The 22,426-nt window shown below is 69.0% G+C and carries 26 protein-coding genes; 7 read left to right on the top strand and 19 right to left on the bottom strand.

Annotated elements, in window-relative coordinates; genetic code table 11:
• The first annotated feature begins 27 nt into the window (after window positions 1-27).
• Window positions 28-1,740, top strand: coding sequence for an aminodeoxychorismate synthase component I (gene pabB / locus AC4GYU_RS01950; RefSeq protein WP_491085224.1), 1,713 nt, complete (start codon window positions 28-30; stop codon window positions 1,738-1,740).
• 1 nt (window position 1,741) lies between these two features.
• Here the strand turns inward: pabB and pdeM are convergent, their stop codons facing one another.
• Window positions 1,742-2,404 carry a ligase-associated DNA damage response endonuclease PdeM gene (pdeM, locus tag AC4GYU_RS01945; protein ID WP_491085223.1) on the bottom strand — a complete coding sequence of 221 codons (663 nt, stop codon included), beginning with the start codon at window positions 2,402-2,404 and terminating at the stop codon, window positions 1,742-1,744.
• A gap of 42 nt (window positions 2,405-2,446) precedes the next feature.
• Window positions 2,447-2,902: a 3'-5' exonuclease family protein gene (locus AC4GYU_RS01940; RefSeq protein WP_491085222.1), complete on the bottom strand. Its 456-nt coding sequence runs from the start codon at window positions 2,900-2,902 to the stop codon at window positions 2,447-2,449.
• Window positions 2,903-2,976: 74 nt separating this feature from the next.
• Between AC4GYU_RS01940 and AC4GYU_RS01935 the strand changes: the two genes are divergently transcribed.
• A complete protein-coding gene (locus AC4GYU_RS01935; RefSeq protein ID WP_491085221.1) occupies window positions 2,977-4,470 on the top strand; it encodes a M20/M25/M40 family metallo-hydrolase in 1,494 nt (497 codons plus the stop codon).
• Here AC4GYU_RS01935 and AC4GYU_RS01930 read toward each other — a convergent pair.
• The 3 genes from AC4GYU_RS01930 to AC4GYU_RS01920 are packed head-to-tail and all read right to left on the bottom strand — an operon-like array spanning window position 4,467 to window position 7,379.
• Entirely contained in the window at window positions 4,467-4,727 is a 261-nt protein-coding gene (locus AC4GYU_RS01930) for a hypothetical protein (protein ID WP_491085220.1), read from the bottom strand. The genes AC4GYU_RS01935 and AC4GYU_RS01930 overlap by 4 nt on opposite strands.
• A 31-nt stretch (window positions 4,728-4,758) precedes the next feature.
• The gene (locus AC4GYU_RS01925; protein WP_491086863.1) at window positions 4,759-7,185 is read right to left on the bottom strand and encodes a ligase-associated DNA damage response DEXH box helicase; all 2,427 of its coding nucleotides are present in this window, start codon (window positions 7,183-7,185) and stop codon (window positions 4,759-4,761) included.
• Window positions 7,182-7,379 (bottom strand): hypothetical protein, encoded by a 198-nt coding sequence (locus tag AC4GYU_RS01920; RefSeq protein ID WP_491085219.1) that lies wholly within the window; start codon window positions 7,377-7,379, stop codon window positions 7,182-7,184. The genes AC4GYU_RS01925 and AC4GYU_RS01920 overlap by 4 nt, the downstream gene beginning before the upstream one ends.
• A 67-nt stretch (window positions 7,380-7,446) precedes the next feature.
• On the opposite strand from AC4GYU_RS01920, the gene AC4GYU_RS01915 reads away from it, so the two are divergent.
• A complete protein-coding gene (locus tag AC4GYU_RS01915; RefSeq protein WP_491085218.1) occupies window positions 7,447-8,451 on the top strand; it encodes a ligase-associated DNA damage response exonuclease in 1,005 nt (334 codons plus the stop codon).
• Between the two features lie 68 nt (window positions 8,452-8,519).
• Entirely contained in the window at window positions 8,520-8,984 is a 465-nt protein-coding gene (locus AC4GYU_RS01910) for a DUF411 domain-containing protein (protein WP_491085217.1), read from the top strand.
• Between the two features lie 15 nt (window positions 8,985-8,999).
• Here the strand turns inward: AC4GYU_RS01910 and pgmG are convergent, their stop codons facing one another.
• On the bottom strand, window positions 9,000-10,379 hold the full coding sequence (gene pgmG / locus AC4GYU_RS01905) for a phosphoglucomutase/phosphomannomutase PgmG (RefSeq protein ID WP_491085216.1): 1,380 nt from the start codon (window positions 10,377-10,379) through the stop codon (window positions 9,000-9,002).
• A gap of 117 nt (window positions 10,380-10,496) precedes the next feature.
• Window positions 10,497-11,279, bottom strand: coding sequence for a division plane positioning ATPase MipZ (locus tag AC4GYU_RS01900; RefSeq protein ID WP_491085215.1), 783 nt, complete (start codon window positions 11,277-11,279; stop codon window positions 10,497-10,499).
• A 68-nt stretch (window positions 11,280-11,347) separates the two neighbouring features.
• Between AC4GYU_RS01900 and panC the strand changes: the two genes are divergently transcribed.
• Window positions 11,348-12,208 carry a pantoate--beta-alanine ligase gene (gene panC, locus AC4GYU_RS01895; RefSeq protein ID WP_491085214.1) on the top strand — a complete coding sequence of 287 codons (861 nt, stop codon included), beginning with the start codon at window positions 11,348-11,350 and terminating at the stop codon, window positions 12,206-12,208.
• Between the two features lie 70 nt (window positions 12,209-12,278).
• Entirely contained in the window at window positions 12,279-12,587 is a 309-nt protein-coding gene (locus AC4GYU_RS01890; protein ID WP_491085213.1) for a hypothetical protein, read from the top strand.
• A 37-nt stretch (window positions 12,588-12,624) separates the two neighbouring features.
• Here the strand turns inward: AC4GYU_RS01890 and pal are convergent, their stop codons facing one another.
• From pal to ruvA, 10 genes are read right to left on the bottom strand one after another with little or no spacing between them, the layout of a single operon-like run.
• The gene (pal, locus tag AC4GYU_RS01885; protein WP_491085212.1) at window positions 12,625-13,149 is read right to left on the bottom strand and encodes a peptidoglycan-associated lipoprotein Pal; all 525 of its coding nucleotides are present in this window, start codon (window positions 13,147-13,149) and stop codon (window positions 12,625-12,627) included.
• A 16-nt stretch (window positions 13,150-13,165) separates the two neighbouring features.
• Window positions 13,166-14,476: a Tol-Pal system beta propeller repeat protein TolB gene (gene tolB, locus AC4GYU_RS01880; protein ID WP_491085211.1), complete on the bottom strand. Its 1,311-nt coding sequence runs from the start codon at window positions 14,474-14,476 to the stop codon at window positions 13,166-13,168.
• Window positions 14,477-14,483: 7 nt separating this feature from the next.
• Complete coding sequence (locus tag AC4GYU_RS01875) at window positions 14,484-15,329, bottom strand: hypothetical protein (RefSeq protein WP_491085210.1); 846 nt, start codon at window positions 15,327-15,329, stop codon at window positions 14,484-14,486.
• The gene (locus AC4GYU_RS01870) at window positions 15,326-15,760 is read right to left on the bottom strand and encodes an ExbD/TolR family protein (protein ID WP_491085209.1); all 435 of its coding nucleotides are present in this window, start codon (window positions 15,758-15,760) and stop codon (window positions 15,326-15,328) included. Before AC4GYU_RS01870 ends, AC4GYU_RS01875 begins: the two co-directional genes overlap by 4 nt.
• Window positions 15,760-16,449: a protein TolQ gene (tolQ, locus tag AC4GYU_RS01865; protein WP_491085208.1), complete on the bottom strand. Its 690-nt coding sequence runs from the start codon at window positions 16,447-16,449 to the stop codon at window positions 15,760-15,762. The genes AC4GYU_RS01870 and tolQ overlap by 1 nt, the downstream gene beginning before the upstream one ends.
• On the bottom strand, window positions 16,446-16,910 hold the full coding sequence (locus AC4GYU_RS01860) for a YbgC/FadM family acyl-CoA thioesterase (protein ID WP_491085207.1): 465 nt from the start codon (window positions 16,908-16,910) through the stop codon (window positions 16,446-16,448). Before AC4GYU_RS01860 ends, tolQ begins: the two co-directional genes overlap by 4 nt.
• Before the next feature lie 57 nt (window positions 16,911-16,967).
• Window positions 16,968-18,101, bottom strand: coding sequence for a DUF3089 domain-containing protein (locus AC4GYU_RS01855; RefSeq protein WP_491085206.1), 1,134 nt, complete (start codon window positions 18,099-18,101; stop codon window positions 16,968-16,970).
• Between the two features lie 9 nt (window positions 18,102-18,110).
• Complete coding sequence (gene ruvB, locus AC4GYU_RS01850; RefSeq protein ID WP_491085205.1) at window positions 18,111-19,136, bottom strand: Holliday junction branch migration DNA helicase RuvB; 1,026 nt, start codon at window positions 19,134-19,136, stop codon at window positions 18,111-18,113.
• Complete coding sequence (locus AC4GYU_RS01845; RefSeq protein ID WP_491085204.1) at window positions 19,136-19,549, bottom strand: GFA family protein; 414 nt, start codon at window positions 19,547-19,549, stop codon at window positions 19,136-19,138. Before AC4GYU_RS01845 ends, ruvB begins: the two co-directional genes overlap by 1 nt.
• Window positions 19,546-20,139, bottom strand: a complete 594-nt coding sequence (ruvA, locus tag AC4GYU_RS01840) for a Holliday junction branch migration protein RuvA (RefSeq protein WP_491085203.1) — start codon at window positions 20,137-20,139, stop codon at window positions 19,546-19,548. Before ruvA ends, AC4GYU_RS01845 begins: the two co-directional genes overlap by 4 nt.
• Before the next feature lie 131 nt (window positions 20,140-20,270).
• Between ruvA and AC4GYU_RS01835 the strand changes: the two genes are divergently transcribed.
• On the top strand, window positions 20,271-21,146 hold the full coding sequence (locus AC4GYU_RS01835) for an alpha/beta fold hydrolase (RefSeq protein WP_491085202.1): 876 nt from the start codon (window positions 20,271-20,273) through the stop codon (window positions 21,144-21,146).
• 3 nt (window positions 21,147-21,149) lie between these two features.
• Here the strand turns inward: AC4GYU_RS01835 and ruvC are convergent, their stop codons facing one another.
• Both ruvC and AC4GYU_RS01825 read right to left on the bottom strand, forming a co-directional pair.
• Window positions 21,150-21,635: a crossover junction endodeoxyribonuclease RuvC gene (ruvC, locus tag AC4GYU_RS01830; RefSeq protein WP_491085201.1), complete on the bottom strand. Its 486-nt coding sequence runs from the start codon at window positions 21,633-21,635 to the stop codon at window positions 21,150-21,152.
• Window positions 21,636-21,645: 10 nt separating this feature from the next.
• Entirely contained in the window at window positions 21,646-22,389 is a 744-nt protein-coding gene (locus AC4GYU_RS01825) for a YebC/PmpR family DNA-binding transcriptional regulator (RefSeq protein WP_491085200.1), read from the bottom strand.
• Window positions 22,390-22,426 lie beyond the last annotated feature (37 nt).

Genomic DNA, 22,426 nt, shown 5'->3' with positions numbered 1-22,426 from the left:
CGCGCCGGGGCAAACGGCCTTTCGCCGATGACCCGACCCTTTCTCCTGTTCGACGACGCCAGGCCCGGCGGTGGCGCGCGCCTCTATGCACAGCCGCACGACATCATCCGCGCCGACCGGATGGACGAGGTGCTCCCGGCGCTCGAGCGGCTCCAGGCGGCGGTCCGCGACGGGGCGCATGCGGCGGGCTTCCTCGCCTATGAGGCGGGTTATGCGCTCGACCCGGCGCTGCTCGCCGCGGCGCGGCAGGGGGAGGGGCCGCTGCTGTGGTTCGGCCTGTTCGACGGGTTCGAGGAAGTGGCAGCGGAGGAGTGGCTGCCCGATCCCGCCGGCGCGTTCGCCGCCGCGCCCGAGCCACGGATCGCCCGCGAGGAATATCTGGCCGCGGTGGGACGCGTCCACGAACATCTGCGCGCCGGCGACTTCTACCAGGCGAACCTTACCTTTCCCTGCACGGTCAAGATGGCGGGGAGCCCGGCGGCGCTTTATGCGCGGCTGCGGAGCGGGTCGGCGGCGGGGTGGGGCGCCCTCATCGACCATGGCGACGGCGCCCTCGTCAGCCTCAGCCCCGAGCAATTCTTCACCATCCGCGACGGCCTCCTCGAAGCGAAGCCGATGAAGGGCACCGCCGGCCCCACGGCGCCGGCCGCGGTGCTGACCGAAGATCCCAAGAGCCGGGCCGAGAATCTGATGATCGTCGACCTTCTCCGCAACGACCTTGCCCGGGTCGCTGAGACGGGCAGCGTGGCGGTCCCAGAACTGTTCGCGATCGAGCGCTATCCGACGGTGACGCAGATGGTGAGCCGGGTGACCGCCAGGCTGCGGGCGGGACTGGACGCGGTCGACGTGCTTCGGACGATCTTCCCCTGCGGCTCGGTGACGGGCGCGCCCAAGGTCGCGGCGATGCTCGCGCTGCGGGCGCTCGAGCCCGATCCGCGCGGGGCCTATTGCGGCGCGGCCGGGTGGATCGAGCCGGGCGGCGATGCGGCCTTCAGCGTGCTGATCCGAACCCTCGAAACAAGAAATGTCGGCAAAACGACGCTCGGTCTCGGTTCTGGGCTTGTCGTCGACTCGAACGCGGACGATGAATGGGCCGAGTGCCTGTCCAAGGGAGCGTTCGTGACGCGTAGCATGCCGCAAGTCGACCTGATGGAAACGATGCGGTTCGACCCGCACGACGGGATCGTGGAATTGGACCGGCATCTCGACCGGCTAAGGACCAGCGCCAATACACTCGGCTTCCGGTTCGACCGGCATGCGGCGCGCAACGAGCTTCAGGCAGCGACCTTCGGACGGCGCACGCCCGGCGCGGCGCGGCTGCTCCTCTCCCCGACCGGCATGATGGCGGTCGAGGTCCGGCCCCTGCCCGAGAAAGTGGCCCAGCCGCTGCGGGTGAAGGTGGTGCCGCTGCCGGTCGACGAGGAGGATTACCGGCTGCGCTTCAAGACCACCGACCGGGCCTTCTATGACGAGGCGCGGCGGGCGAGCGGGGCGGACGAGGTGGTATTCGTGACCGGCGACGGGCGGCTCACCGAGGGCAGCTTCACCACCATCTTCGTCGAGCGCGACGGAATGCTGGCGACCCCGCCGCTCAGCCGCGGGCTGCTTCCGGGGATCCTGCGCGACCAGCTGATCGCCGAGGGCAAGGCGGTCGAGGGTGACCTCACCGAGGCCGACCTCGCGGAGGGATTCCTCGTCGGCAACGTCCTGCGCGGCCTGATGAAGGCGCGGCTCGCCTGAGCTAGGCGGCGAGCGGGAAGCGGAGGAGGCGGTCCTGGACAGGGACCAGCGCCGCCGCAGGAGTGCCGACCTTCTTCATGATCTCGCGGTGGCCGGCGTCGAGCCCGCCGGTCAGGGCGCCGAAGGCGGGGAGGATGAGCTTCGAGCCGCTGGCGACGAAGCAGCGGCGGCTGACCTGCTTGCCGCGGAGCTGGATCCGGAGCTTGGGATGGTAATGGCCCGACATCTCGGGTCGCGGATCGGCCGGGTCGGCTTCGTGGCGAAGGACCACCCCGGCGACGACAGCCTCCTCGACCAGGGTACCGCCGCAATGGTCGGCAAAGCCCGGATCGTGGTTGCCGAGGATCCAGGTCCAGTCGAGCCGGCCGGTAAGGGCGAGGAGCATTGCCCGGGCGGTGTCGGGAAGACGGTCGCAGCCGAACTTGTCGTGGAAGCTGTCACCCAGGCAGTAGAGCTTCTCGGCACCGCTGCGATCGACGATCTCGGTCAGCGCGGTCAGCGTCGCCTGGCTGTCGTAGGGCGGAAGGAATTGGCCGAGGCGGGCGTACCAGCTGGCCTTTTCGAGATGGAGGTCGGCCACCAGCAAGGCACGTTCCTGCGGCCACCACAGGGCACCCTGGGGGTCGGCGTGAAAGGCATGTCCGGCGAACGGAAGGGGAACCATCGCGAGGCCGCTTAGCCCGACTTCCGGAAAAGGTGCAACGACTTAGTAGCCGCGATTCACCACATGGTCGCGCAGCGCCCGCGCATCGTGGAGCGCATTGTGCGGGACCGCGCTGTTCCGCGCGGTCGAGAAGCCGGCGAGGTTGAGCAGGCGGAAGTTGAGCGGCGGGACGGTCACCATCTGCCCGTTGCCGGTCAGCAGCGCCTTGCAGAAATAGGCGATGTCGTCGGGCCAGTCGGCGACGATCTCGACGTCCTCGAATGGGCTAAGCCAGCGCGACAGTTCGCGGGCGACGTCGGCGGCGGGCTGGGGCTCGGCCCGGAGCGCCTGAGGCACGGTGTCGAGATAGGGGACGACATGGCGCTCGACCCAGTCGGTGCAGGGCCGCTCATGTTCGAGAATGGCGTAGAATTCCTCGCTGCTGTCGTCGGGCACGAGGGCGAGGCTCAGCAGCGCTCCGCCGAAGCCGTCGAATTCGCAGTCGAGAAAGTAGCGCATGGGCCATCCTCTGGACGAGGACGGCGGGCTGCGCCAGTCTCGACGCCTCAGAAACGGCAAACCGGGGGCAGGTGATGCGGAAGATCGGAGCGGGACTGGTGCTGGCGCTGATGGCGAGCACGGCGGGTGCACAGACGCCGGGGCGGGCGCAGCTCGAGAAGGTGGTGGCGAGCCGGCACGAGCGGACGGTGAAGGCGCTGCAGGACTGGATCGCGCTTCCGACCATCGCGGCCGAGAAGCGCAATGTCGCCGAAGGCGCGGACTATATGCGCCGGCTCGCGCTCGACGCCGGCTTCCAGCAGGCGCGGGTGGTCCAGTCGGGCGGCGTGCCGGGGGTGTTCGCGACCCTCGACGCGGGCGCGCCGGTGACGCTCGGAATCTACTTCATGTACGACGTGAAGCAGTATGAGCCGTCGGAATGGGCGAGCCCGCCGCTCGCCGGGCAACTCTACGACCGGCCGGGCGAGGGGCAGGCGATCCGCGGCCGCGGGGCGGTCAACCAGAAGGGGCCCGAGACGGCCTTCCTCGCCGCGCTTCAGGCGTTCAAGGCGAGCGGGCGCAAGCTTCCGGTGAACCTCGTGCTGGTGGCGGAAGGCGAGGAGGAGATCGCCTCGCCCAATTTCCCGACCATCGTTGCCGACCCCGAGGTGGCGGCGGCGCTGAAGAAGACCGTTGGGGTGTTCATTCCCGCGGCGAGTCAGGATGCCGACGGGCAGGCGGGGATCACGCTCGGCGCCAAGGGCGCGGTGGAATTCCAGCTGATCGTCGGCGGCGAGACCAGCGACAAATATCCCAGGACCGACATTCATTCGAGCAATTATGCCCGGGTCGAAAGCCCGGCCTGGCGGCTGGTGAAGGCGCTCGACAGCCTCGTCGCCGACGACGGGCATATCCCCGCGATCGACGGTTTCATGGACAATGTGCAGCCCCTCACCGCGCGCCAGAAGGAGCTGATCGCGCAGCGCGTCGCGGCGACCAAGGAAGCCGACGTCAAGCGCTCGCTCGGCGTCGGGCGGTGGATCAACAACGAGGATTATCAGACGAGCTCGGAGCGGTTCCTCAGCCAGCCCACGGTCAACATCCAGGGGCTGGTGAGCGGCTATACCGGGGTCGGCGGAAAGACGGTCCTGCCCGGGCGGGCGGAGGCCAAGCTCGAATTCCGGCTGGTCCCCAACATGACCAAGGAAGAGGTCGTCACCAAGCTCAAGGCGCATCTCGCGAAGCGCGGGTTCGACGATGTGAAGGTGGTGGTGTCGGGCGGCTACGGGCCCAACCAGACCGATGAGAAGAGCCCGTTCATCGAGGCGCAGAAGAAGGTCTTCGAGCGCAACAACATCCCCTACACGATCGCGCCGCGCAACGCGGGGAGCTGGCCGGGGGTGGTGTTCAACGGGGCGCCCCTGAATCTGCCGACCGGGCAATTCGGGATCGGCCGCGGCAATGGCGCGCATGCCCCGGACGAGTGGTTCCTGATCCGGTCGAGCAATCCCAAGGTCGGCGGGATCGACGAAGTGACCATGCTCTACGTCGATTATCTCTACGAGGTGGCGAAGCTCGGCCGGCGCTAGCGGGCAGGGCAGACGTCCTCGGGGCGCGGCTTGCCCTTGCGGCAGCGCGCCTCGAGCTCGCGGCGTTCGCGGCCAAGGCGCTCCTCTTCCTTGCGGATCGCGCGGCCGCGCTTCTCGTCGGCCTCGGACTGGCTGGTGGTGGCGAGGTCGACGCCTTTGGAGACGGCCTTCACCGGCAGGGTGACGACATCGACCGCGGTGCTGGCGACGGTGCAGCCAGCGAGGAGCGGAAGGGCAAGAAGCAACAGGCTACGCATGCCCTATCCTAGCGCATCGAACGGCCCGGCGTCAGTCCTCGCGCATCGCGAGTTCGGCGAGGACGCTTTCCGCTTCCATCAGCAGCGCATCCTCGGCGCCCGAGCCGGCGGGCAGCGCCTCGCGGCCGATGACGACCATCAGCGGGACCGCCATGGGCGTGACGCGGGGGAGGTCGACATGGACCATCTGCGCGGCGGCGCGCTCGACCAGGCGGGCGAGGCGACCGAGCTCGGTCATCCGGGCGCGGGCGTCGTCCCAGGCGGCGCGCATCAGCAGATGCTCAGGCTCGTACTTGCGCAGCACGTCGTAGATGAGGTCGGTCGAGAAACTGACCTGCTTGCCGGTCTTGCGCTTGCCCGGATGCTGGCGCTCCACGAGTCCGCCGATCACCGCCACCTCGCGGAAAGCGCGCTTCAGCAGCATCGACTGCTCGACCCATTCGACGAACTCGCCCTCGAGGATGTCGGGGGAGAGCAAGGGCGCGGGGTCGGTGATCGGCTCGAGGCCGTAGACCGAGAGGGCGTAGTCGTTGGCGACGAAGCCCAGCGGCTTCAGCCCCAACTTCTCCATCCGCTTGGTGACCAGCATGCCGAGGCTCTGGTGGGCGTTCCAGCCCTCGAAGCTGTACATCACGAGGAAGTGGCGGCCCTCGTGGGGAAAGGTCTCGACCAGCAGTTCGTCGGGCTGTGGCAGGCGCGAGCGGCGCTGCTGGACTTCGAGCCATTCGCGCACGTCGTCGGGGAAACGGTGCCATTCTTCGGGTGAGGCAAGGAAGCCCTTCACCCGGTCGGCGAGATGGGTGGTCATGCTCATCCGCTGGCCGCCGTAAGTGACGAGGCGGGCTTCCTTGGCGGAGGCGCGGACGAGGATGTCGCTGTCCTTGAACTGCATCACCTCGAGGCTGAGGCCGGCGAAGAAGATGTGGTCGCCGACGGTGAGGGTGGAGGCGAAGCCTTCCTCGACCCGGCCGAGCATCCGCCCATTCTTGAAACGGACGTCGAGCATCGGATTGTCGACGATGATGCCGGCGTTGAGGCGGTGCTGGACCGCGACGGCGGGCTTGGTGATCCGCCAGTGGCCCGAGCCGGCGGGCTCCTCCACCAGCCGCCGGAACTTGTCGTAGGCGCGGAGCGCGTAGCCGCCGGTCGCGATATAGGCGAGGACCAGCGCGAACAGCTCCTCGGTGAGGCCGGCATAAGGGGCTGCAGAGCGGATTTCATCGAGCAGCTCGGCCTGTTCGAACGGGGCGGCGCAGGCGCAGGCGAGGATGTGCTGGGCGAGCGTGTCGAGGGTGCCGGGACGGAATTGCTCGGGGTCGAGTTCGCGGGCGTCGACCGCGTCCAGCGCGGCCCGGGCCTCGAGATATTCGAAGCGGTTGCCGGGGACGATGATGCCCTGGCTTGGCTCGTCGAGGCGGTGGTTGGCGCGGCCGATGCGCTGGAGCAGGCGGGACGAGCCCTTGGGCGCGCCCATCTGGATGACAAGCTCGACGTCGCCCCAGTCGATCCCGAGGTCGAGCGACGAGGTACAGACCAAAGCGCGGAGCTTGCCCGCCGCCATTGCCGCCTCGACCTTGCGGCGCGCTTCGAGGGCAAGGCTGCCGTGATGGACGCCGATGGGGAGACCCTGGTCGTTCACCTTCCACAGGTCCTGGAAGATGAGTTCGGCGAGGCCGCGGGTGTTGCAGAAGACGAGGGTCGTCTTGTGCTGCTCGATCTGCGCCATGACCTGCTTGGCGGCATAGCGACCCGAGTGGCCCGACCAGGGGACGCGGTTCTCGGGGAGGAGGATGCCAAGGTGCGGCTCGGCGCCGGGCTCGCCGAGGACGACATCGACTTCGTCCATGTCGGCGTCGGGCGCGAGCCAGCTGCGATAGGCGTCGGGATCGGCGACGGTGGCGGAAAGGCCGACGCGGCTGAGGCCGGGCGCGATCTTCTGGAGGCGGGCAAGGGCAAGCGCGAGGAGGTCGCCGCGCTTGTCGCGAGCAAAGGCGTGGATCTCGTCGAGGACGATGGTCTTCAGCCCCGCGAACATCAGGAAGCTGTCGGGATAGGAGAGGAGGAGCGACAGGCTTTCGGGCGTTGTCAGGAGGATCTGCGGCGGCCTGGCGCGCTGCCGGGCCTTGCGGTCCGAGGGCGTGTCGCCGGTGCGGGTCTCGACCCGGATGGGCAAGTCCATCTCGCCGATCGGATCGAGGAGGTTGCGCTGGACGTCGACCGCCAGCGCCTTCAGCGGCGAGATGTAGAGGGTGTGAAGGCCCTCGGCCGGCTGCTCGACGAGGTCGCAGATGGTCGGCAGGAAGCCGGCGAGTGTCTTGCCCGCGCCGGTCCCGGCCACGAGCAAGGCGTGGCGCCCCGCCCGTGCGCGGTCGAGCATGTCGAGCTGGTGCCGACGCGGGCTCCAGCCGCGGGCCGCGAACCAGTCGGCGACGACCGCAGGAAGGTCAGTCCTGCTCAGAGGCCGCTGTTGCCGTCGCGCTCATGGGCGCGCTGCTCTTCCTGGTAGAGGTCACGGGTGGCACGCTCGGTCACTTCGGGATCGACATCGCTCTTCTTGTTGCGGGAGAAGGCCCAGATCAGCACCGCGAGCAGGATGATCGGCCCGACGATGGTGACCAGGGTCCAGTAATTGACGTCGCTACCTTCGGCCATGGTCGATTCCTATCATTCGTCGTTACCGGGGCGGAACCGTCCGCCCATTCCTGGGGTATAAGCCCGCATGGCCCGCCTCGGTTCCTGGATCGAACCCCATCCCGAGGGGATCTACGTGCGCCCCGCCGATGCGTGGGTCGATCCCTCGCTACCCAAGGATCGGGCGTTGGTGACGCATGGCCACGCCGACCATGCGCGCGGCGGGCACGGGACGGTCTGGGCGACGCCCGAGACCCTGGCGATCATGGGCGTGCGCTATGGCGACCAGAATGGCTGCGAGGTCCAGTACGGCCAGAGCGTGACCGTCGGCGAGGTCGAGGTCAGCTTCGTCCCCGCCGGACATGTGCTGGGATCGGCGCAGATCATCCTCGACTGGAACGGGGAGCGGGTGGTGGTGTCGGGCGACTACAAGCGCCGGCCCGATCCGACCTGCGAACCCTTTCTGCCGGTCCCCTGCGACATCTTCATCACCGAGGCGACCTTCGGGCTGCCGGTGTTCCACCATCCCGAGACCGGGGGCGAGATCGACCGGCTGCTCGGGCGGCTGGCGGACAATCCCGACCGCTGCGTGCTGGTCGGGGCCTATGCGCTGGGCAAGGCGCAGAGGGTGATCGCCGAGGCGCGGCGGCGCGGGCATCACCAGCCCATCTATTATCACGGGGCGATCGAGCGCCTGTGCAACCTCTATGTCGAGCTCGGGATCGACCTTGGCGAATTGCGCCCGGTGGCGGGCGCGGCCAAGGCCGACATGGCAGGGCATCTCGTCCTCTGCCCCCCGGGCGCGCTCAACGACCGCTGGAGCCGGCGTCTGCCCGACCCGATCACCGCCGCGGCAAGCGGGTGGATGCGGATCCGCCAGCGGGCGCGGCAGAAGAATGTCGAGCTCCCACTGATCATCTCCGACCATGCCGACTGGGGCGAGCTCACCGACACGATCCTCGAGATCAAGCCCAAGGAAGTGTGGATCACGCATGGGCGCGAGGATGCGCTCATGCACTGGTGCATGACCCGCCAGATCAAGGCGCGCGAGCTCAACCTCGTCGGCTATGACGACGACGAGGACGACGGCTGATCAGGCTTCGGCGGTGGCCCCACGCGCCGTTCATCGACGGGCACGCTTTTGCGCGGCATGATGGGGGCATGGACGAGCATGACATGAACCTCAGCCGGCGGCTGTTCCTCGGTGCGGTCGCGGCGAGCGGCCTGGTCGGAGCGTCGCGCGCGAGCGCGGCCCTGCCGGCGATGGTGACGTGGCGCGATCCCGGCTGCGGCTGCTGCACTAAGTGGGTGTCGGCGATGCGCGCGGCGGGTTTCTCGGTGACGATGCGCGAAACCGACGACATGGCCGCGGTGAAGCAGCGGCTGAAGGTCCCGGCCGCGGCGGCGAGCTGCCACACGACGCTGGTCGGCGGGCTGGTGGTCGAGGGCCATGTGCCGGCGAGCGCGATCCGCGCCCTGCTGGCAAAGCGTCCCAAGGGGGTCATCGGGATCGCCGCCCCGGGGATGCCGCGCGGCTCGCCCGGGATGGAGATGCCCGACGGGTCGAAGGACCCGCTCAACCTCACCTTATTCGACGCCGCAGGGCGGACCCGGGCGTTCGGCTAGGCGCCCAAGCCGGCCCTAATGGTCGGCGTCGGTGCGCTCGATCCCGCTGTGGGCGAGCTGGGCGTCGATGTCGTCGACCAGCCGTTCCAGCCCGATCGCATCCTTCGCCTCGGCGCGGGCGACCAGCACGTCCTGCGTGTTCGAGGCGCGCAGCAGCCACCAGCCGTCGCCGGTGCTGACCCGCACGCCATCGGTCGCATCGACCTTGGCGCCATCGGACGCGAGCCGGTCGCGGACTTCCTCGACCACCGCGAACTTGCGGCTTTCATCGACGGGGAAGCGCATCTCGGGCGTGGCGATGCTCTCGGGCATGGCGTCGCGCAACGCGGTCAGGCTCTTGCCCGAGGCGGCGACCGCCTCGATCAGCCGGACCGAGGCGTAAAGCGCGTCGTCGAAGCCGTACCAGCGGTGCTTGAAGAAGATGTGACCGCTCATCTCGCCGGCGAGTGGGGCCTCGGTTTCCTTCATCTTCGACTTGATGAGGCTGTGGCCGGTCTTCCACATCAGCGGGGTGCCGCCGAGGTCGCCGATCAGGTCGAACAGGGTCTGGCTCGCCTTGACGTCGGCGATGATGGTCGCACCGGGCTGGGCCTCGAGGACGGGGCCGGCGAGGATCATCAGCAACTGGTCGCCCCAGATGACCCGGCCTTCGCCGTCGACCGCGCCGATCCGGTCGCCGTCGCCGTCGAACGCAATTCCGAAGTCGAGGCCCTTGTCGCGGACCAGAGCCTTCAGATGCTCGAGATTCTTCTCGACGGTGGGGTCGGGATGATGGTTGGGGAAGCTTCCGTCCACGTCGGTGAAGAGGGTGTGATGTTCGCCCGGGAGCTTGGCGATCAGCTTCTCGAGCGCGGGGCCGGCGGCGCCGTTGCCCGCGTCCCAGCCGATTCGATATTCGCCGCCGCGGAAATCCTCGACCAGCCGGTCGACGTAGCGGTCGATGATGTCGACGTCCTCGACCTTGCCTTGCCCTTCGCTCCAGCGGCCTTCGGCGGCGCGGCGGCCGAGGTCCTGGATCGCGCTTCCGAACACCGAGCCGCCGGGCATCAGCATCTTGAAGCCGTTATAGTCGGACGGGTTGTGGCTGCCGGTGATCTGGATCCCGCCATCGACGTCGAGTTCGGCGACTGCCCAGTAGAGCATCGGCGAGGGGCCCTGGCCGACGCGGACGACGTCGATCCCGCCTTCGGTAAGGCCGCGGACGAGCGCGGCCTCGAGGCGGGGGCTATGCTCGCGGCCATCGCGGCCGACGGCGAGGCGCCTGGCGCCCTGGTCGCGCGCCTCGGCGGCGAAGGTCCGGCCGAGCGCATAGGCGTCCTCCTCGTGGAGGGTGCGGCCGACAATTCCGCGGATGTCATATTCGCGAAGGATGGTGGGGTCGAAGCTGTGGGTCATTACGGTCCCTGAACGGAGCGGGATGCGGATGGTTGCGTAGGCCGCCCTCCTGCAGGAGCAGGAGCCCGCTTTTCTTGCAAACGAGGCACTGGGCCCCTGCCTTTGGCGGGGAGCGAGTCAGGCCGCCTTGGCGGTCTCGGCACCCGGGAGGCCGAGGCCGGCGACCATTTCGCGCAATTCCTGGCGGGCGGCGATGTGGGCGATGCCGGCGTCGCCGATCTGCTTGAGGTCGAGCAGGGTGAGACCCTTGGGGAAGAGCTCGCGGTAGATGACGCGCTCGGACAGGCCGGGGATGACCCGGAAGCCGACCCGGCGGGCGAGCTCGTCCATCGCCGCGCCGACGCGCTGCTGGTTGTGGCTGCCGATATGCTGGAGGCGATTGCGCAGCACGACCCAGTCGACGCTCTTGCCCGCGGTCTTCGCGCGGGCGGTGCGGCTGTTCCAGATGAGCTCGGCATAGAAGCTCGGGCGGGTGACCTTGAAGGTGTCGGGATTGACCTGGCCGATGAGGTCGAGGTCGACGAAGCTGTCGTTCATCGGGGTGACGAGCGTGTCGGCCTTGAGGATGGCGGCGCGAGCCACGGCATCGTCGCGGCCGGGCGTGTCGATGACGAGGATGTCGGCCTCGCCCGAAAGCTTGGCGATCGCTTCGTCGAGCGCTTCTTCGCGCTGGTCGTCGAGCACTTCGAACAGGGGCTGGGGCAGCGCGGTCCCGGTGCGGCGGACGAAGGCGTCGCGATTTTCGAGGTAGCGGGTGGTGGTCCGCTGGCGATGGTCGAGGTCGAGCGTCGCGACCCGGTGCCCGGCCGCGGCGAGGGCGACGGCGGTATGGACCGCCGTGGTCGACTTGCCGGTCCCGCCCTTCTCGTTGGCGAAGACAATGAAATGTGGCTGGCTCACTTGGTTTCTTCCCCGCGTCGCGCGTAAGCGCCGATGATTGTCGCCAAGGTAAACCGGGGGATTCATCGGTGCAAATCATCCGTGACGTGTCGTTGCTGCGAGGAGCGCTGGCCGAAGTTCGCGGCGGGGCGGCGACACTGGCGCTGGTCCCGACGATGGGTGCGCTGCACGAGGGGCATCTGGCGCTGATCGGCGAAGGCCGGAAGCGCGCCGACCGGGTCGCGGCGACCATCTTCGTCAACCCGCTGCAGTTCAACGACCCCAAGGATCTCGAGCGATATCCCCGGACCGAGGAGGCCGACCTCGCCAAGCTCGAGGCGGCGGGATGCGACCTCGTCTGGCTGCCGACCCCGGCGCAGCTCTATCCGGACGGCTTCGCGACCAGCATTTCGGTGAGCGGGGTCAGCGACCGGTGGGAGGGCGAGCACCGGCCCGGCCATTTCGACGGGGTGGCGACGGTGGTGGCGAAGCTGCTGCTGGCGGTCCGGCCCGACCTCGCCATCTTCGGGGAGAAGGACTGGCAGCAGTTGGCGGTGATCCGGCGGATGGAGCAGGACCTCGGGCTCGGCGTCGCGATCGTGGGCCATCCGACGATCCGGCAAGAGGACGGCCTCGCGCTATCGTCGCGCAACGCCCTGCTCGAAGCGGATGAGCGCGAGGCGGCGTTGGCGATCCCGCGGGTGCTGCGCGATTCCGCGCGGCGGATCCTGGCGGGTGCGCCGGTGGCGGGGGTGCTCGAAAATGGCCGGGCGGCGTTGCTCGCGGCAAATTTCTCCGAAGTGGATTATTTGGCGTTGGTCGACGGCAACAGCCTGGAGCCGCTCGATTCTGCGGCATCCGGCATGCGGCTGATCGTCGCCGCGAAGCTCGGCAAGGTCCGACTGATCGACAATTTAGATGTCACTTCGGTGCAACAGTTAAGCTGGTAATTACCGCGTTAACCATTCGGTGACGAGCATCGGACGAACTTGCCTCCACACACAGGGGAGTTCAATTGCGATGGCGATCAGTCAACAGGGTGCCGATTTCCTCCTTCGCAGCCGGCTTGCCGATGCGGAACGCGGCGACGTGAATGCCTTGTTCGAGCTTGGCGTGACCTATTCGACCGGCCGCGGGGGCGCCTGCGTCGACCTGGTCGAGGCGCACAAGTGGTTCAATCTCGCGGCGCTGAACGGCTGCACCCGCGGCCAGGCCTGCCGGGCGGAGATCAGCGTCGAAATGACGGCGCGCGAGATCGCCGAGGCGCAGAAGTCGGCCCGCGCGTGGCTGGCGATGACCGGGCGCACCGCCAACCGCTACGCGGCCTGAACTTCTCCCGCGCAAGGCGGGAGACTGAATTTACTTTCTAGCGGACGACGACCGTCACGGCGCGGCGGTTCTGCGCCCAGGCGCTCTCGTCCGACCCGTTGGCGACCGGGCGCTCCTTGCCCCAGCTGATTGTCAGCAGCCGGTTTTCCGGCACGCCCTGCGCCATCAGGAACAGCTTGGCGGCCTGGGCCCGGCGTTCGCCCAGCGCCTGATTATATTCGCGCGTGCCGCGCTCGTCGGCATGCCCTTCGACCGACGCCCGGACCGTAGGATTGGCAAGCAGCCACTTGGCCTGGGCGCGCAAGGTCGCCTGGGCATCGGCCGAAACGTCCGACTGGTCGGTCCCGAAATAGATGGTGTCCGAGCCCGCCGCCGCGACCATGGCCGCCTGGCTGCCCGGAAGTTCGACCAGCCCGACATCGTCATTGGCGCCGGCGCCAGCGCCCGGGGTAGCGTTGGGGTCGGTCTGGGCCGGCGGGGTGGTCTCGGGGACCGGCTTGCGGCCGCACGCGGCAAGCGCGAGCGACAGCGCCAGCCCGGTGATCATGACGGTGGTGCGCATGGATTTTTTCTCCTTGTCAGCGCTGCAACGGGGACCAGCTCGGATCCGAGCCGTCCTGCGGGGTGGGAAGGCGGCGGGCGGTGCCGCCGGCGACGGGAACGGCGTAAAGGCTCGAGCGACCGTCGCGGGTGAAGCGGTTGAACATGACGAACTGGCCGTTCGGGGCCCAGCTCGGGGATTCGTCCTGCCAGCCGTCGGTGAGCAGCTGTTCGCCGCCGCCGCTGGCATTCATCACGCCGACGCGGAAGGCGCCGACCCGGACGAAGGCGATCTTGTCGCCGCGCGGGCTCCACGAGGGCGAGCCCGAGGGTCCGCCGAAGCTGATCCGGCGCTGGTTGGAGCCGTCGGCGTCCATCAGATAGAGCTGCTGCGAACCCGAGCGATCGCTCTCGAAGACGATCCGGCGGCCGTCGGGCGAGAAGCTCGGCGCGGTGTCGATGCCGGGCGCGCTGGTCAGGCGCTGCGGCGTGCCCGAGCCGTCGGCATTGGCGATCCAGATGTCGGTGTTGCCGTTGGCCGAGAGCGCATAGGCGATGCGGTTGCCGTCGGGCGAAAAGCGCGGGGCGCTGGTGAGCGCGAGGCCCGGCACCAGCAGGCGCTTCTGCCCGGTCGCAATGTCGAGCACCCAGACGCGGGCGCGGCGGCCACCGTAGCTGACGTAGGCGAGGCGGCGGCCGTCGGGCGAGAAGCGCGGGGTGACGACGGTCGCTTCGCCCTCGGTCAGGTAGCGCAGGTTCGCGCCGTCCGAATCCATGATCGCGATGCGCTTCTGGCGGTTGTTCTTGGGGCCTGTCTCGGCGACGAACACCACCCGGGTGTCGAGGAAGGCACCCTCGCCGGTCAGCCGGGCATAGATGGCGTCGGCGCACTTGTGCGCGGCACGGCGCCAATTGTCGGTGCTGACGGCGAAGCCCTGGCGGACCAGCTCGCGACCGGCGCCGACATCATAGAGGTAGCAGCCGACAGTCACCTGGCCGGGGCCGGTCGCCCGGACGAAGCCGGTGACGAGCTGCTGCGCGCCCAGCCCGCGCCATTCGCCGAAGGCGGGCGCGTCGGCCTGGGCGACGCTGTAATTGGGCAGGCCGCCCGGCCCCAGCGGATTGAAGCGGCCGGTGCCGCGGAGGTCGGACGCGATCACGCCCGCGATGTTGCGGCCCAGCGCCAGCTCGGCATTGTCGACCGGCATCGGCGGGACGGCGACGCTGATCGCCTGGTTGACGCCGCCGCTGGTGACTTCGACGTCGACCGGCGGGGGATCGTCCTGCTGGGCGAACGCGGGGGTCGCGGCGAGGGCGGTAAGGCCGAGAAGGGCAGTACGCAGCAGCATCAATTCCTCATTTCGCGGCATAGGTCAGGTTGATGTTACCCCAGCCACCTTGCGGCGTGCTGTACAGCTCGGCCGGGAGGCGAAGGGGGGCGCAGGCGCGGAACACGGCCACCGCCTGGTCGTAGGCGAGGTCCTCGAACTTGGCATTGTCGTCGTCGACGCCGCTGGTGCGGACGAGGGCCGGCGGGCGCGACAGGCGACCCGAGCGGTCGAGGCGGAGATTGACCGTCACCCGGATCCGGTCGGCACCGGGCCCGAGCGACGGCTGGCGGCTGGCGCAGGGCTGGATCTGCCGCTTGATCGCGCTGTCGACGCTGGCCTTCGCCGCGGCGCTGAAAGTCGCGGCGCCCTGCCGTTCGGGACGGGGACCGAGGTCGGCGTTGGGGTTGGGGATGCCCTTGAGGAAGTCGTCGCCGAGACGCGACTGGCGGGGCGGGGCCGGGCGCGGGGGCGCGGGCTTGGACTGGACCTGCCGCGGCGGCGCGGGGCGCGGCTGCTGGACCTGCGGACGCGGCGGGGCCGGGCGCGGCTGCGGGGCAGGGGTCGGACGGGCGACCGGCTGCGGCAGGGGCGGCGCGGGCGCGGGCGTCGGAGTGGGAGCGACTGTCGGCTCGGGCGGTGCCGGCGCGGGCTCGGCCTCAGCGGGTGCCTGGGCCGCGGGCGGCGGAGTCGCGGGCTGGGGCGCGGCGGCAGTCAGCGCGACCTCGTCGCTGTCGATGAACTCGACCTCGACCGAGGGTGGTTCTGGCGGGCTCGGGACCTTGGCGAGGCTGGTGGTCAGCGCGATCACCAGGGCGACGTGCAGCAGCAGGGCAAGCCCCGTCCCCTGCGCTTCGCCCCGGTCGACCTTCACTGGCCCTCGCCCACGCTGACCAAAGCGACGCGGTTGAGGCCGGCGCGATTAAGCTCGCCCATCACCCGCATGACCTTGCCATAATCGAGGCTTCGGTCGGCACGGAGGTAGATCCTGCGGCCCCCTGGCGGGGCGGGCTGGGCGGCGATTTCGCCAAGGCGCTGGGGCAGCGCGGCTTCGGCGACGGGCTGGTCGTCGATGAACAAGGCGCCCGACTTGTCGAGCGAGACCTGGATCGGCTCGGCCTGCTGGTCGAGCGGCGCCGCGCGATTGGCAGGAAGGTCCACCGGAACGCCCGCGACCAGTAGCGGGGCGGTGACCATGAAGATGATCAGCAGCACCAGCATCACGTCGACCAAAGGCGTGACGTTGATCTCCGCCATCGGCGCGCGGCGGCCGCCGCGGCGGCGTGATCCGACAGAGGCGCCCATCAGCCCTCTCGCTCGAGCTCGCGGCTCAATGTCGCGTGAAAGCGGTCGGCGAAGCGGTTGAGGCGGGCTTCAAGCCTGTCAAGGCCGTGGGTCAGCCGGTTATAGGCGATCAGCGCCGGGATGGCGGCGAAGAGGCCGATCGCGGTCGCGAAGAGAGCCTCGGCAATGCCCGGCGCGACCACCGCAAGCGAAGTGTTGTTGGCGCCCGCGATGGCGGTGAAGCTGCGCATGATCCCCCAGACGGTCCCGAACAGGCCGATGAAGGGCGCCGAGCTGGCAACGGTGGCGAGGATGTTGAGCCGGTCCGACAGGCGGTCGAGCTCCCCTTCGACCTCGGCGCTCATCACCGTGGTCAGGCGCTCGCGCGCACCGCTGCGGTCGGGCGAGGAGAGCGAGATGGAACGGCGCCATTCGGCGAGCCCGGCGGTGACGATCCGGGCCGAAGGGATGGCCTCGCCGCCGCGCTTCTCGTGAAAGGCGTCGATGTCCTTGGCATCCCAGAAATCGCGTTCGTAGGAATCGGTGGCGCGGTTGATCCGGCGCAGGCGGGCGGCATGGGTGATGATGATCCCCCACGTCCAGACCGAGGCGAGGAGCAGCCCGATCATGACCGCCTTCACCACCACGTCGGCATGGAGGAAAAGGGCCAGTGGGCTCATCAGGTCGGCGGGGGGCGCTGCGCCCGTCATGCTTGCTCCTTGGCTGTGTCACGAATGGCTTCGAACCGCGCGACCCACTCCCGCGGCTGGCGCGTGGGGCGCCCGTCGGGAGTCAGGAAGGCCGCGGTGATCCGCCCCTCGGCGAGGATTTCCGTACCGCGCATGACTCGCTGGTGAATGCGGACCGACGCGGCGCGGACCTCGCCGAGACTGGAAACGATGACGAGATCGTCGCCGAGCTTGGCCGGGCGGAGGTAGCGGACATGGGCCTCGGCGACGGCATAGACGCCGGTGCCGGCCTCGAGCGCGCCGCGCTGGTCGATCTCGGCGGCGCGGAGCATGTCCGAGCGCGCCCGCTCCATGAACTTCAGATAGTTGGCGTAATAGACGATGCCGGCCGTGTCCGTGTCTTCGAAATAGACAGTGAGCGCGAAGCGATGCTCCGGCCCGTCGAAGCCGCCGCGATAGGGCCGGTCGTAGGGTGACGCCATGCCGCAGCCTCTAGCCGTGCCGGACTCGCGACGGAACCCCGAATGGGGCCGGCCTCGCTAGTCGGCGACGGCCTCGACCAGGCGGAGGAGGTCGCCCTGGGGCGCAGCAACGTCGGCGAGATGCATGCCCCAGCCAGGAATGAAGAAGCCGCCGAGGCCCACTTCGCCGCCGATCCGGTCGGTCCACTTTGCGCCGGGGGTGACGTTGGTGCGGATTTCGAGATAGCCGCGCGGCCCGTCGTTGACGCAGCGGGCCGAGGCGAGGCCTTCGGTGCGGACGAAGGGGGTCGGCGGACTGCCTTCCGAAGACCAGCGGATCGGACCGCCGGGAACGGGCAGCTCGGAGCGGGTATACCAGTAGCTGTCGAGCCTGGCCCAGGCGGTAGAACCGAGCGCCGCAGGATTGGTGCAGCCGACGGTCATGCCCGCGCCGGGCGCATAGCCGAACAGCGCGCCCTGCGGCGGTGGGTTGTTGGTGCGATAGCTGACGTAGCTGACGACGCAGCCCTTCTGGCCGGCGCGGCTGCAGAGTGGGGTCGACTTGAAGGTGCCGCCGACCAGCTTGCCCGACGGTACGAGGACGTTGAAGCCGGGGATGATGGCGAGAGCCATGTTCTTCGCGGCCGGCTTGCCCTCGATCTCGCGGGCGATCAGCGTCTGGAGCAGCCAGCTGCCCTGGCTGTGGCCGATGAGGACGTACGGCCGCCCCTTGTTGCGGGTTTCGAGGAAGTTGCGGAAGGCCGAGCGGACGTCGCCATAGGCGAGCTCGAAATTGGGCGTGAGGTCGCGGCCGAGGGCGGCGGCACCGATCGCGGCGGTCGTCATCTGGCGATAGACGGGCGCGAAGGTCCGGCAGATGCCGGCGAAACGGGCGAACTGGGTGAGGACCGCGCCTTTCTCCTCGGCAACCACGAGGTCGCTGTTCATGCCGCGATCCTGGCTGACCGTCGGATAGACGTAGAAGCAGTCAAGTTTCGGATTGGCCGCGACCGTGCTCGGGCCATTGGAGCGATAGCCGCGCGGGCTGAGCGCAGTGGTCGCGAGCGGCGTCGAACAGAGGTCCTTGCGGCCGGGCAGGCAGATCCAGTTGCTGTCCTGGCTGTAGCGCACCTCTGGCGGGCCGGGCGGCGTGGCGCGAACGGCGGGCGAGGCGGCAGCGGCCTGGGCGGCGAGGGCAAGCAGAAGCGACACGCTTTTCTCCTAGTCGAACAGGCCGTTGGCGGTCCCTGAGGGCGGGGTCAGGCCGAGGTGGGTCCAGGCCTTGCCGTTGAGGCAACGCCCGCGTGCGGTGCGGGCGACGAGGCCGAGCTGGATCAGATAGGGCTCGATCACGTCCTCAATCGTGTCCCGGGGCTCGCTGAGGCCGGCGGCGAGCGTCTCCACCCCGACCGGGCCGCCGCCATAGAGGTCGGCGATCATGTGGAGGTAGCGGCGGTCCATGGCATCGAGGCCGAGGGCGTCGATCTCGAGCCGGCGGAGGGCGCGGTCGGCGGTGGCGGCGTCGATCGTCTCGGCGCCGGCGGCATGGGCGAAGTCGCGGACCCGGCGGAGCAGACGGCCGGCGATGCGCGGGGTGCCTCGGCTGCGGCGTGCGATCTCGTGCGCACCGTCGGGGCTGACCGGGGCGCCGAGCAGGCTGGCGGCACGGCCGACCACCTTTTCCAGTTCCTCAACGGTGTAGAAGTTGAGGCGGACCGGAATCCCGAAGCGGTCGCGCAGCGGGGTCGTCAGAAGACCCTGCCGGGTGGTTGCGCCGACGAGGGTGAAGCGGGGGAGGTCGATCCGGACCGAGCGCGCCGATGGCCCTTCGCCGATCACGAGGTCGAGCGCCCGATCCTCCATCGCCGGATAGAGGACTTCCTCGACCGCGGGATTGAGGCGGTGGATCTCGTCGATGAACAGGACGTCGCCGTCCTCAAGGTTGGTGAGGAGCGCGGCAAGGTCGCCCGACTTGGCGATGACCGGTCCCGAGGTCGCGCGGAAGCCGACACCCATCTCGCGCGCGACGATCTGCGCGAGCGTGGTCTTGCCGAGGCCGGGCGGCCCGAAGAAGAGGACGTGGTCGAGCGCCTCGCCCCGCGCCTTGGCGGCGGCAATGAAGATGCGCAGATTCTCGCGTGCGCCCTGCTGGCCGACGAATTCGTCCAGATGCTTTGGCCGGAGCGCCGCGTCGACGTCCTCGGCAGTGCGCTCGGGCGTGGTGAGGGGCGAGGGGTCGGTGGCCATCAGTCGTGGTGGATCCCATCGCCGATGACTTCAAGCCACTCGTGCTTCCGACTTTCGAAGATCGAGAATTGCGGCGTCGCGAAATGGGGGTTGTCGAAGGCGCCGAGCGGAATCGCGACGCTGTCGGCCACGGCCGGATGGACCGAGGGTCCGCCATTTGTGAAGTAGAGATCCGACCCGCAGGTGGGGCAGAAATGGAAGGTCGCCCAATTGCCGCTGTCGCCGACCTTGCGGAAGGTCTGGGCATCGCCGGCTATCTCGACCTTGTCCGCCGGCCAGCGGGCCTGGACTGCGAAGGCGCTGCCGCTGCGCTTCTGACAGTTGAGGCAGTGGCAGACCGAGACGCGGACGGGATCGCCCGAGGCGGTGGCGCTCAGTTGGCCGCAGCGGCAGGAGGCGCGATGTTCGCTCATTTCGCGGCCTTGCGCAGCGCCAGCCGGACGAGCGCGTCGAGGGTGGCGTCGGGGCCGAGTTCCTCGGCGGCCTTGGCGACCGCGGCGCTCGCCTCGGCAGGCTTGAAGCCGAGGTTGGCGAGCGCGGACATGGCATCGTTGGTGAAGCCACCGGACGCCGCGGGCACGCCGGGGGCGAGGGCGGCGGGGAGGCCGAGCTTGCCCTGGAGTTCGAGCGCGATGCGCTGGGCGAGCTTGGGTCCGACCCCGCTCGCCCGCGCGATCATCGCCTTGTCGGCCGCCGAGACCGCGCGGGCGAGTTCGTCGGGGGTGAGGATGGTGAGGATCGCGAGCGCGACCTTGCCGCCGACGCCCTGGACATTGGTCAGCTGCCGAAAGGCCTCGCGCTCGGCGGCCGAGCCGAAGGCGAAGAGGGTCATGCTGTCCTCGCGCACCTGAAGTTCGGTCAGCAGGATGACCTCGCCGCCCGGCGCAGGCAAAGCGGCGAGCGTCTTGCCGCTGGCGAGCACGAGATAGCCGACGCCGCGCACGTCGATGACGGCGCTGTCGGACGAGGTTTCCACGAGGTTGCCGACGAGGCGGGCGATCATGCTGCGGTTCGTAGCGGGCTGCCCCCCATGCCGTCGAGGCCCCGCGTCGCTGTCACAATGTTCGGCGCCCGACATGGTATGAATGCGAGGTCACGAGTCGCCGGGGTGGGGACCAGCGAAAGGAGCGTGTCATGCCGAGGTTCACGACCAGCGACGGGACCAGCATCTTCTTCAAGGACCTGGGACCGAGGGACGCCCAGCCGATCGCCTTCCATCACGGCTGGCCGCTCAGCGCCGACGACTGGGACGCGCAGGTCATGTTCTTCCTGAACAAGGGTTATCGGGTGATCGCCCACGACCGCCGCGGGCACGGTCGCTCGGACGAAACGACCCACGGCAACGAGATGGACACCTACGCCGCCGACCTCATCGAGCTGGCCGCGCATCTCGACCTGCGCAATGCCGTCCACGTCGGTCATTCGACCGGCGGCGGGGAGGTCGTCCATTATGTCGCCCGGGCAGAGCCGGGACGGGTGGCGAAGGCGGCGATCCTCGGCGCGGTGCCGCCGCGGATGCTGGTCGGCGAGGACAATCCCGAGGGCATTCCGATGGAGGCGTTCGATGGCTATCGCGCGGGCGTCGCGGTAAATCGCGCGCAAACCTATCTCGATGTCGCGTCAGGGCCCTTCTACGGGTTCAATCGCGACGGGACGGCGCCGATCGAGGGCGTCATCCGCAACTGGTGGCGGCAGGGCATGATGGGCGGGATCAAGGCCCAGTATGACTGCATCAAGGCCTTTTCCGAGACCGATTTCTCGGACGACCTCCGGAAGATCGAGGTGCCGGTCTTCGTCATGCATGGCGACGATGACCAGATCGTCCCCTACCGGATCTCGGCGCTGCGCTCGATCAAGCTGCTGAAGGACGGGCGGATCAAGATCTACCCGGGCTTCCCGCATGGCATGGCTACGACGCATGCCGAGGTGATCAACGCCGACCTCCTCGCCTTCATCGAGGGCCGCGAGGTGGGCGAGCGGCAAGCGCAACTGGCCGACGCCGAGGCCTGAGGATCAGCCGAGGCGCCTCGCGGAAGCGAGATGATGCGCGTGGGTGATGGCGACGGCGAGGGCGTCCGAGGCGTCCTCGCCGGCGACTTTCACGCCGGGGAGCAGGACCTTCACCATCGCGTGGACCTGGTCCTTCGACGCGCCGCCGGTCCCGACCACGGCCTTCTTGACCAAGGTCGGGGCATATTCGCCGACGGCGAGTCCGGCCCTGCCGAGGCACATCAGCGCGACGCCGCGGGCCTGCGCGAGCTTGAGGGTCGAGGCGGGGTTCTGGTTGACGAACACCTCCTCGGCCGCGCCGGCGGCGGGGCGATGCTCGGCAATGATCGCGTCGATGGCGCCGGCGAGGATTGCCAGGCGCTCGGGCATGGGCGCGCCCGGCTTCGTCTTGATCTGGCCGTTAGCGACATGCGTCAGGCGATTGCCCTCGGCACGGACGACGCCCCAGCCGGTCGAGGACAGGCTGGGGTCGAGGCCGAGGATGATCATGCGGCGGCGCTCAGCCGAGCTTCGCCAGCTCGTCGTCCGAGATGTCGTAATTGCCCCAGACGGTCTGGACGTCGTCATCGTCCTCCAGCGCGTCGACCAGCTTCATCAGGCTGGCGACCGCATCGCCCGACACCTCGGTGGTAAGGGTCGGCTTCCAGGCGAGCTTGACCGCCGAGGCTTCGCCCAGCGCTGCCTCGAGCGCTTTCGCGACATCGTGCATGCCGTCGGTCTGGGTCCAGATCTGGTGGCCGTCCTCGTCGCTCTGGACGTCGTCGGCGCCCGCTTCGATCGCGGCTTCCATGACCTTGTCCTCGTCACCGACGCTAGCCGGATATTCGATCAGGCCGAGGCGCTCGAAGCCGTGAGCGACGCTGCCGCTCGCGCCGAGGTTGCCGCCATTCTTGGAGAAGGCGGTGCGGACGTTGGTGGCGGTGCGGTTGCGGTTATCGGTCAGCGCCTCGACGATGATCGCGACCCCGTTGGGGCCATAGCCCTCGTAGCGGACTTCCTCGTAATTCTCCGCGTCGCCCTTGCTCGCCTTGTCGATCGCGCGCTGGATATTGTCCTTGGGCATCGACTGCGCCTTGGCGGCGTTGACCGCGGCGCGCAGGCGCGGGTTCATGTCGGGATCGGGCAGGCCCATCTTGGCTGCGACGGTGATTTCGCGGCTGAGCTTGGAGAACATGCCCGAGCGCTTTTTGTCCTGCGCGCCCTTGCGATGCATGATATTCTTGAATTTGGAATGGCCGGCCATGGGTGTCCCGCTGAAAAAATGTCGCGGACGCCTCTAG

This window comes from Sphingomonas sp. SP2 (assembly GCF_058313385.1).
This window is presented reverse-complemented; position numbering and strand designations above follow the sequence as displayed.

Bases quoted from the DNA above. Each gene is read 5' to 3' on its own strand.
- pabB (WP_491085224.1), top strand. From the start codon at position 28: ATGACCCGACCCTTTCTCCTGTTCGACGACGCCAGGCCCGGCGGTGGC.
- pdeM (WP_491085223.1), bottom strand. From the start codon at position 2,404: ATGGTTCCCCTTCCGTTCGCCGGACATGCCTTTCACGCCGACCCCCAG.
- AC4GYU_RS01940 (WP_491085222.1), bottom strand. From the start codon at position 2,902: ATGCGCTACTTTCTCGACTGCGAATTCGACGGCTTCGGCGGAGCGCTG.
- AC4GYU_RS01935 (WP_491085221.1), top strand. From the start codon at position 2,977: ATGCGGAAGATCGGAGCGGGACTGGTGCTGGCGCTGATGGCGAGCACG.
- AC4GYU_RS01930 (WP_491085220.1), bottom strand. From the start codon at position 4,727: ATGCGTAGCCTGTTGCTTCTTGCCCTTCCGCTCCTCGCTGGCTGCACC.
- AC4GYU_RS01920 (WP_491085219.1), bottom strand. From the start codon at position 7,379: ATGGCCGAAGGTAGCGACGTCAATTACTGGACCCTGGTCACCATCGTC.
- AC4GYU_RS01915 (WP_491085218.1), top strand. From the start codon at position 7,447: ATGGCCCGCCTCGGTTCCTGGATCGAACCCCATCCCGAGGGGATCTAC.
- AC4GYU_RS01910 (WP_491085217.1), top strand. From the start codon at position 8,520: ATGGACGAGCATGACATGAACCTCAGCCGGCGGCTGTTCCTCGGTGCG.
- pgmG (WP_491085216.1), bottom strand. From the start codon at position 10,379: ATGACCCACAGCTTCGACCCCACCATCCTTCGCGAATATGACATCCGC.
- AC4GYU_RS01890 (WP_491085213.1), top strand. From the start codon at position 12,279: ATGGCGATCAGTCAACAGGGTGCCGATTTCCTCCTTCGCAGCCGGCTT.
- pal (WP_491085212.1), bottom strand. From the start codon at position 13,149: ATGCGCACCACCGTCATGATCACCGGGCTGGCGCTGTCGCTCGCGCTT.
- tolB (WP_491085211.1), bottom strand. From the start codon at position 14,476: ATGCTGCTGCGTACTGCCCTTCTCGGCCTTACCGCCCTCGCCGCGACC.
- AC4GYU_RS01870 (WP_491085209.1), bottom strand. From the start codon at position 15,760: ATGGGCGCCTCTGTCGGATCACGCCGCCGCGGCGGCCGCCGCGCGCCG.
- tolQ (WP_491085208.1), bottom strand. From the start codon at position 16,449: ATGACGGGCGCAGCGCCCCCCGCCGACCTGATGAGCCCACTGGCCCTT.
- AC4GYU_RS01860 (WP_491085207.1), bottom strand. From the start codon at position 16,910: ATGGCGTCACCCTACGACCGGCCCTATCGCGGCGGCTTCGACGGGCCG.
- ruvB (WP_491085205.1), bottom strand. From the start codon at position 19,136: ATGGCCACCGACCCCTCGCCCCTCACCACGCCCGAGCGCACTGCCGAG.
- AC4GYU_RS01845 (WP_491085204.1), bottom strand. From the start codon at position 19,549: ATGAGCGAACATCGCGCCTCCTGCCGCTGCGGCCAACTGAGCGCCACC.
- ruvA (WP_491085203.1), bottom strand. From the start codon at position 20,139: ATGATCGCCCGCCTCGTCGGCAACCTCGTGGAAACCTCGTCCGACAGC.
- AC4GYU_RS01835 (WP_491085202.1), top strand. From the start codon at position 20,271: ATGCCGAGGTTCACGACCAGCGACGGGACCAGCATCTTCTTCAAGGAC.
- ruvC (WP_491085201.1), bottom strand. From the start codon at position 21,635: ATGATCATCCTCGGCCTCGACCCCAGCCTGTCCTCGACCGGCTGGGGC.
- AC4GYU_RS01825 (WP_491085200.1), bottom strand. From the start codon at position 22,389: ATGGCCGGCCATTCCAAATTCAAGAATATCATGCATCGCAAGGGCGCG.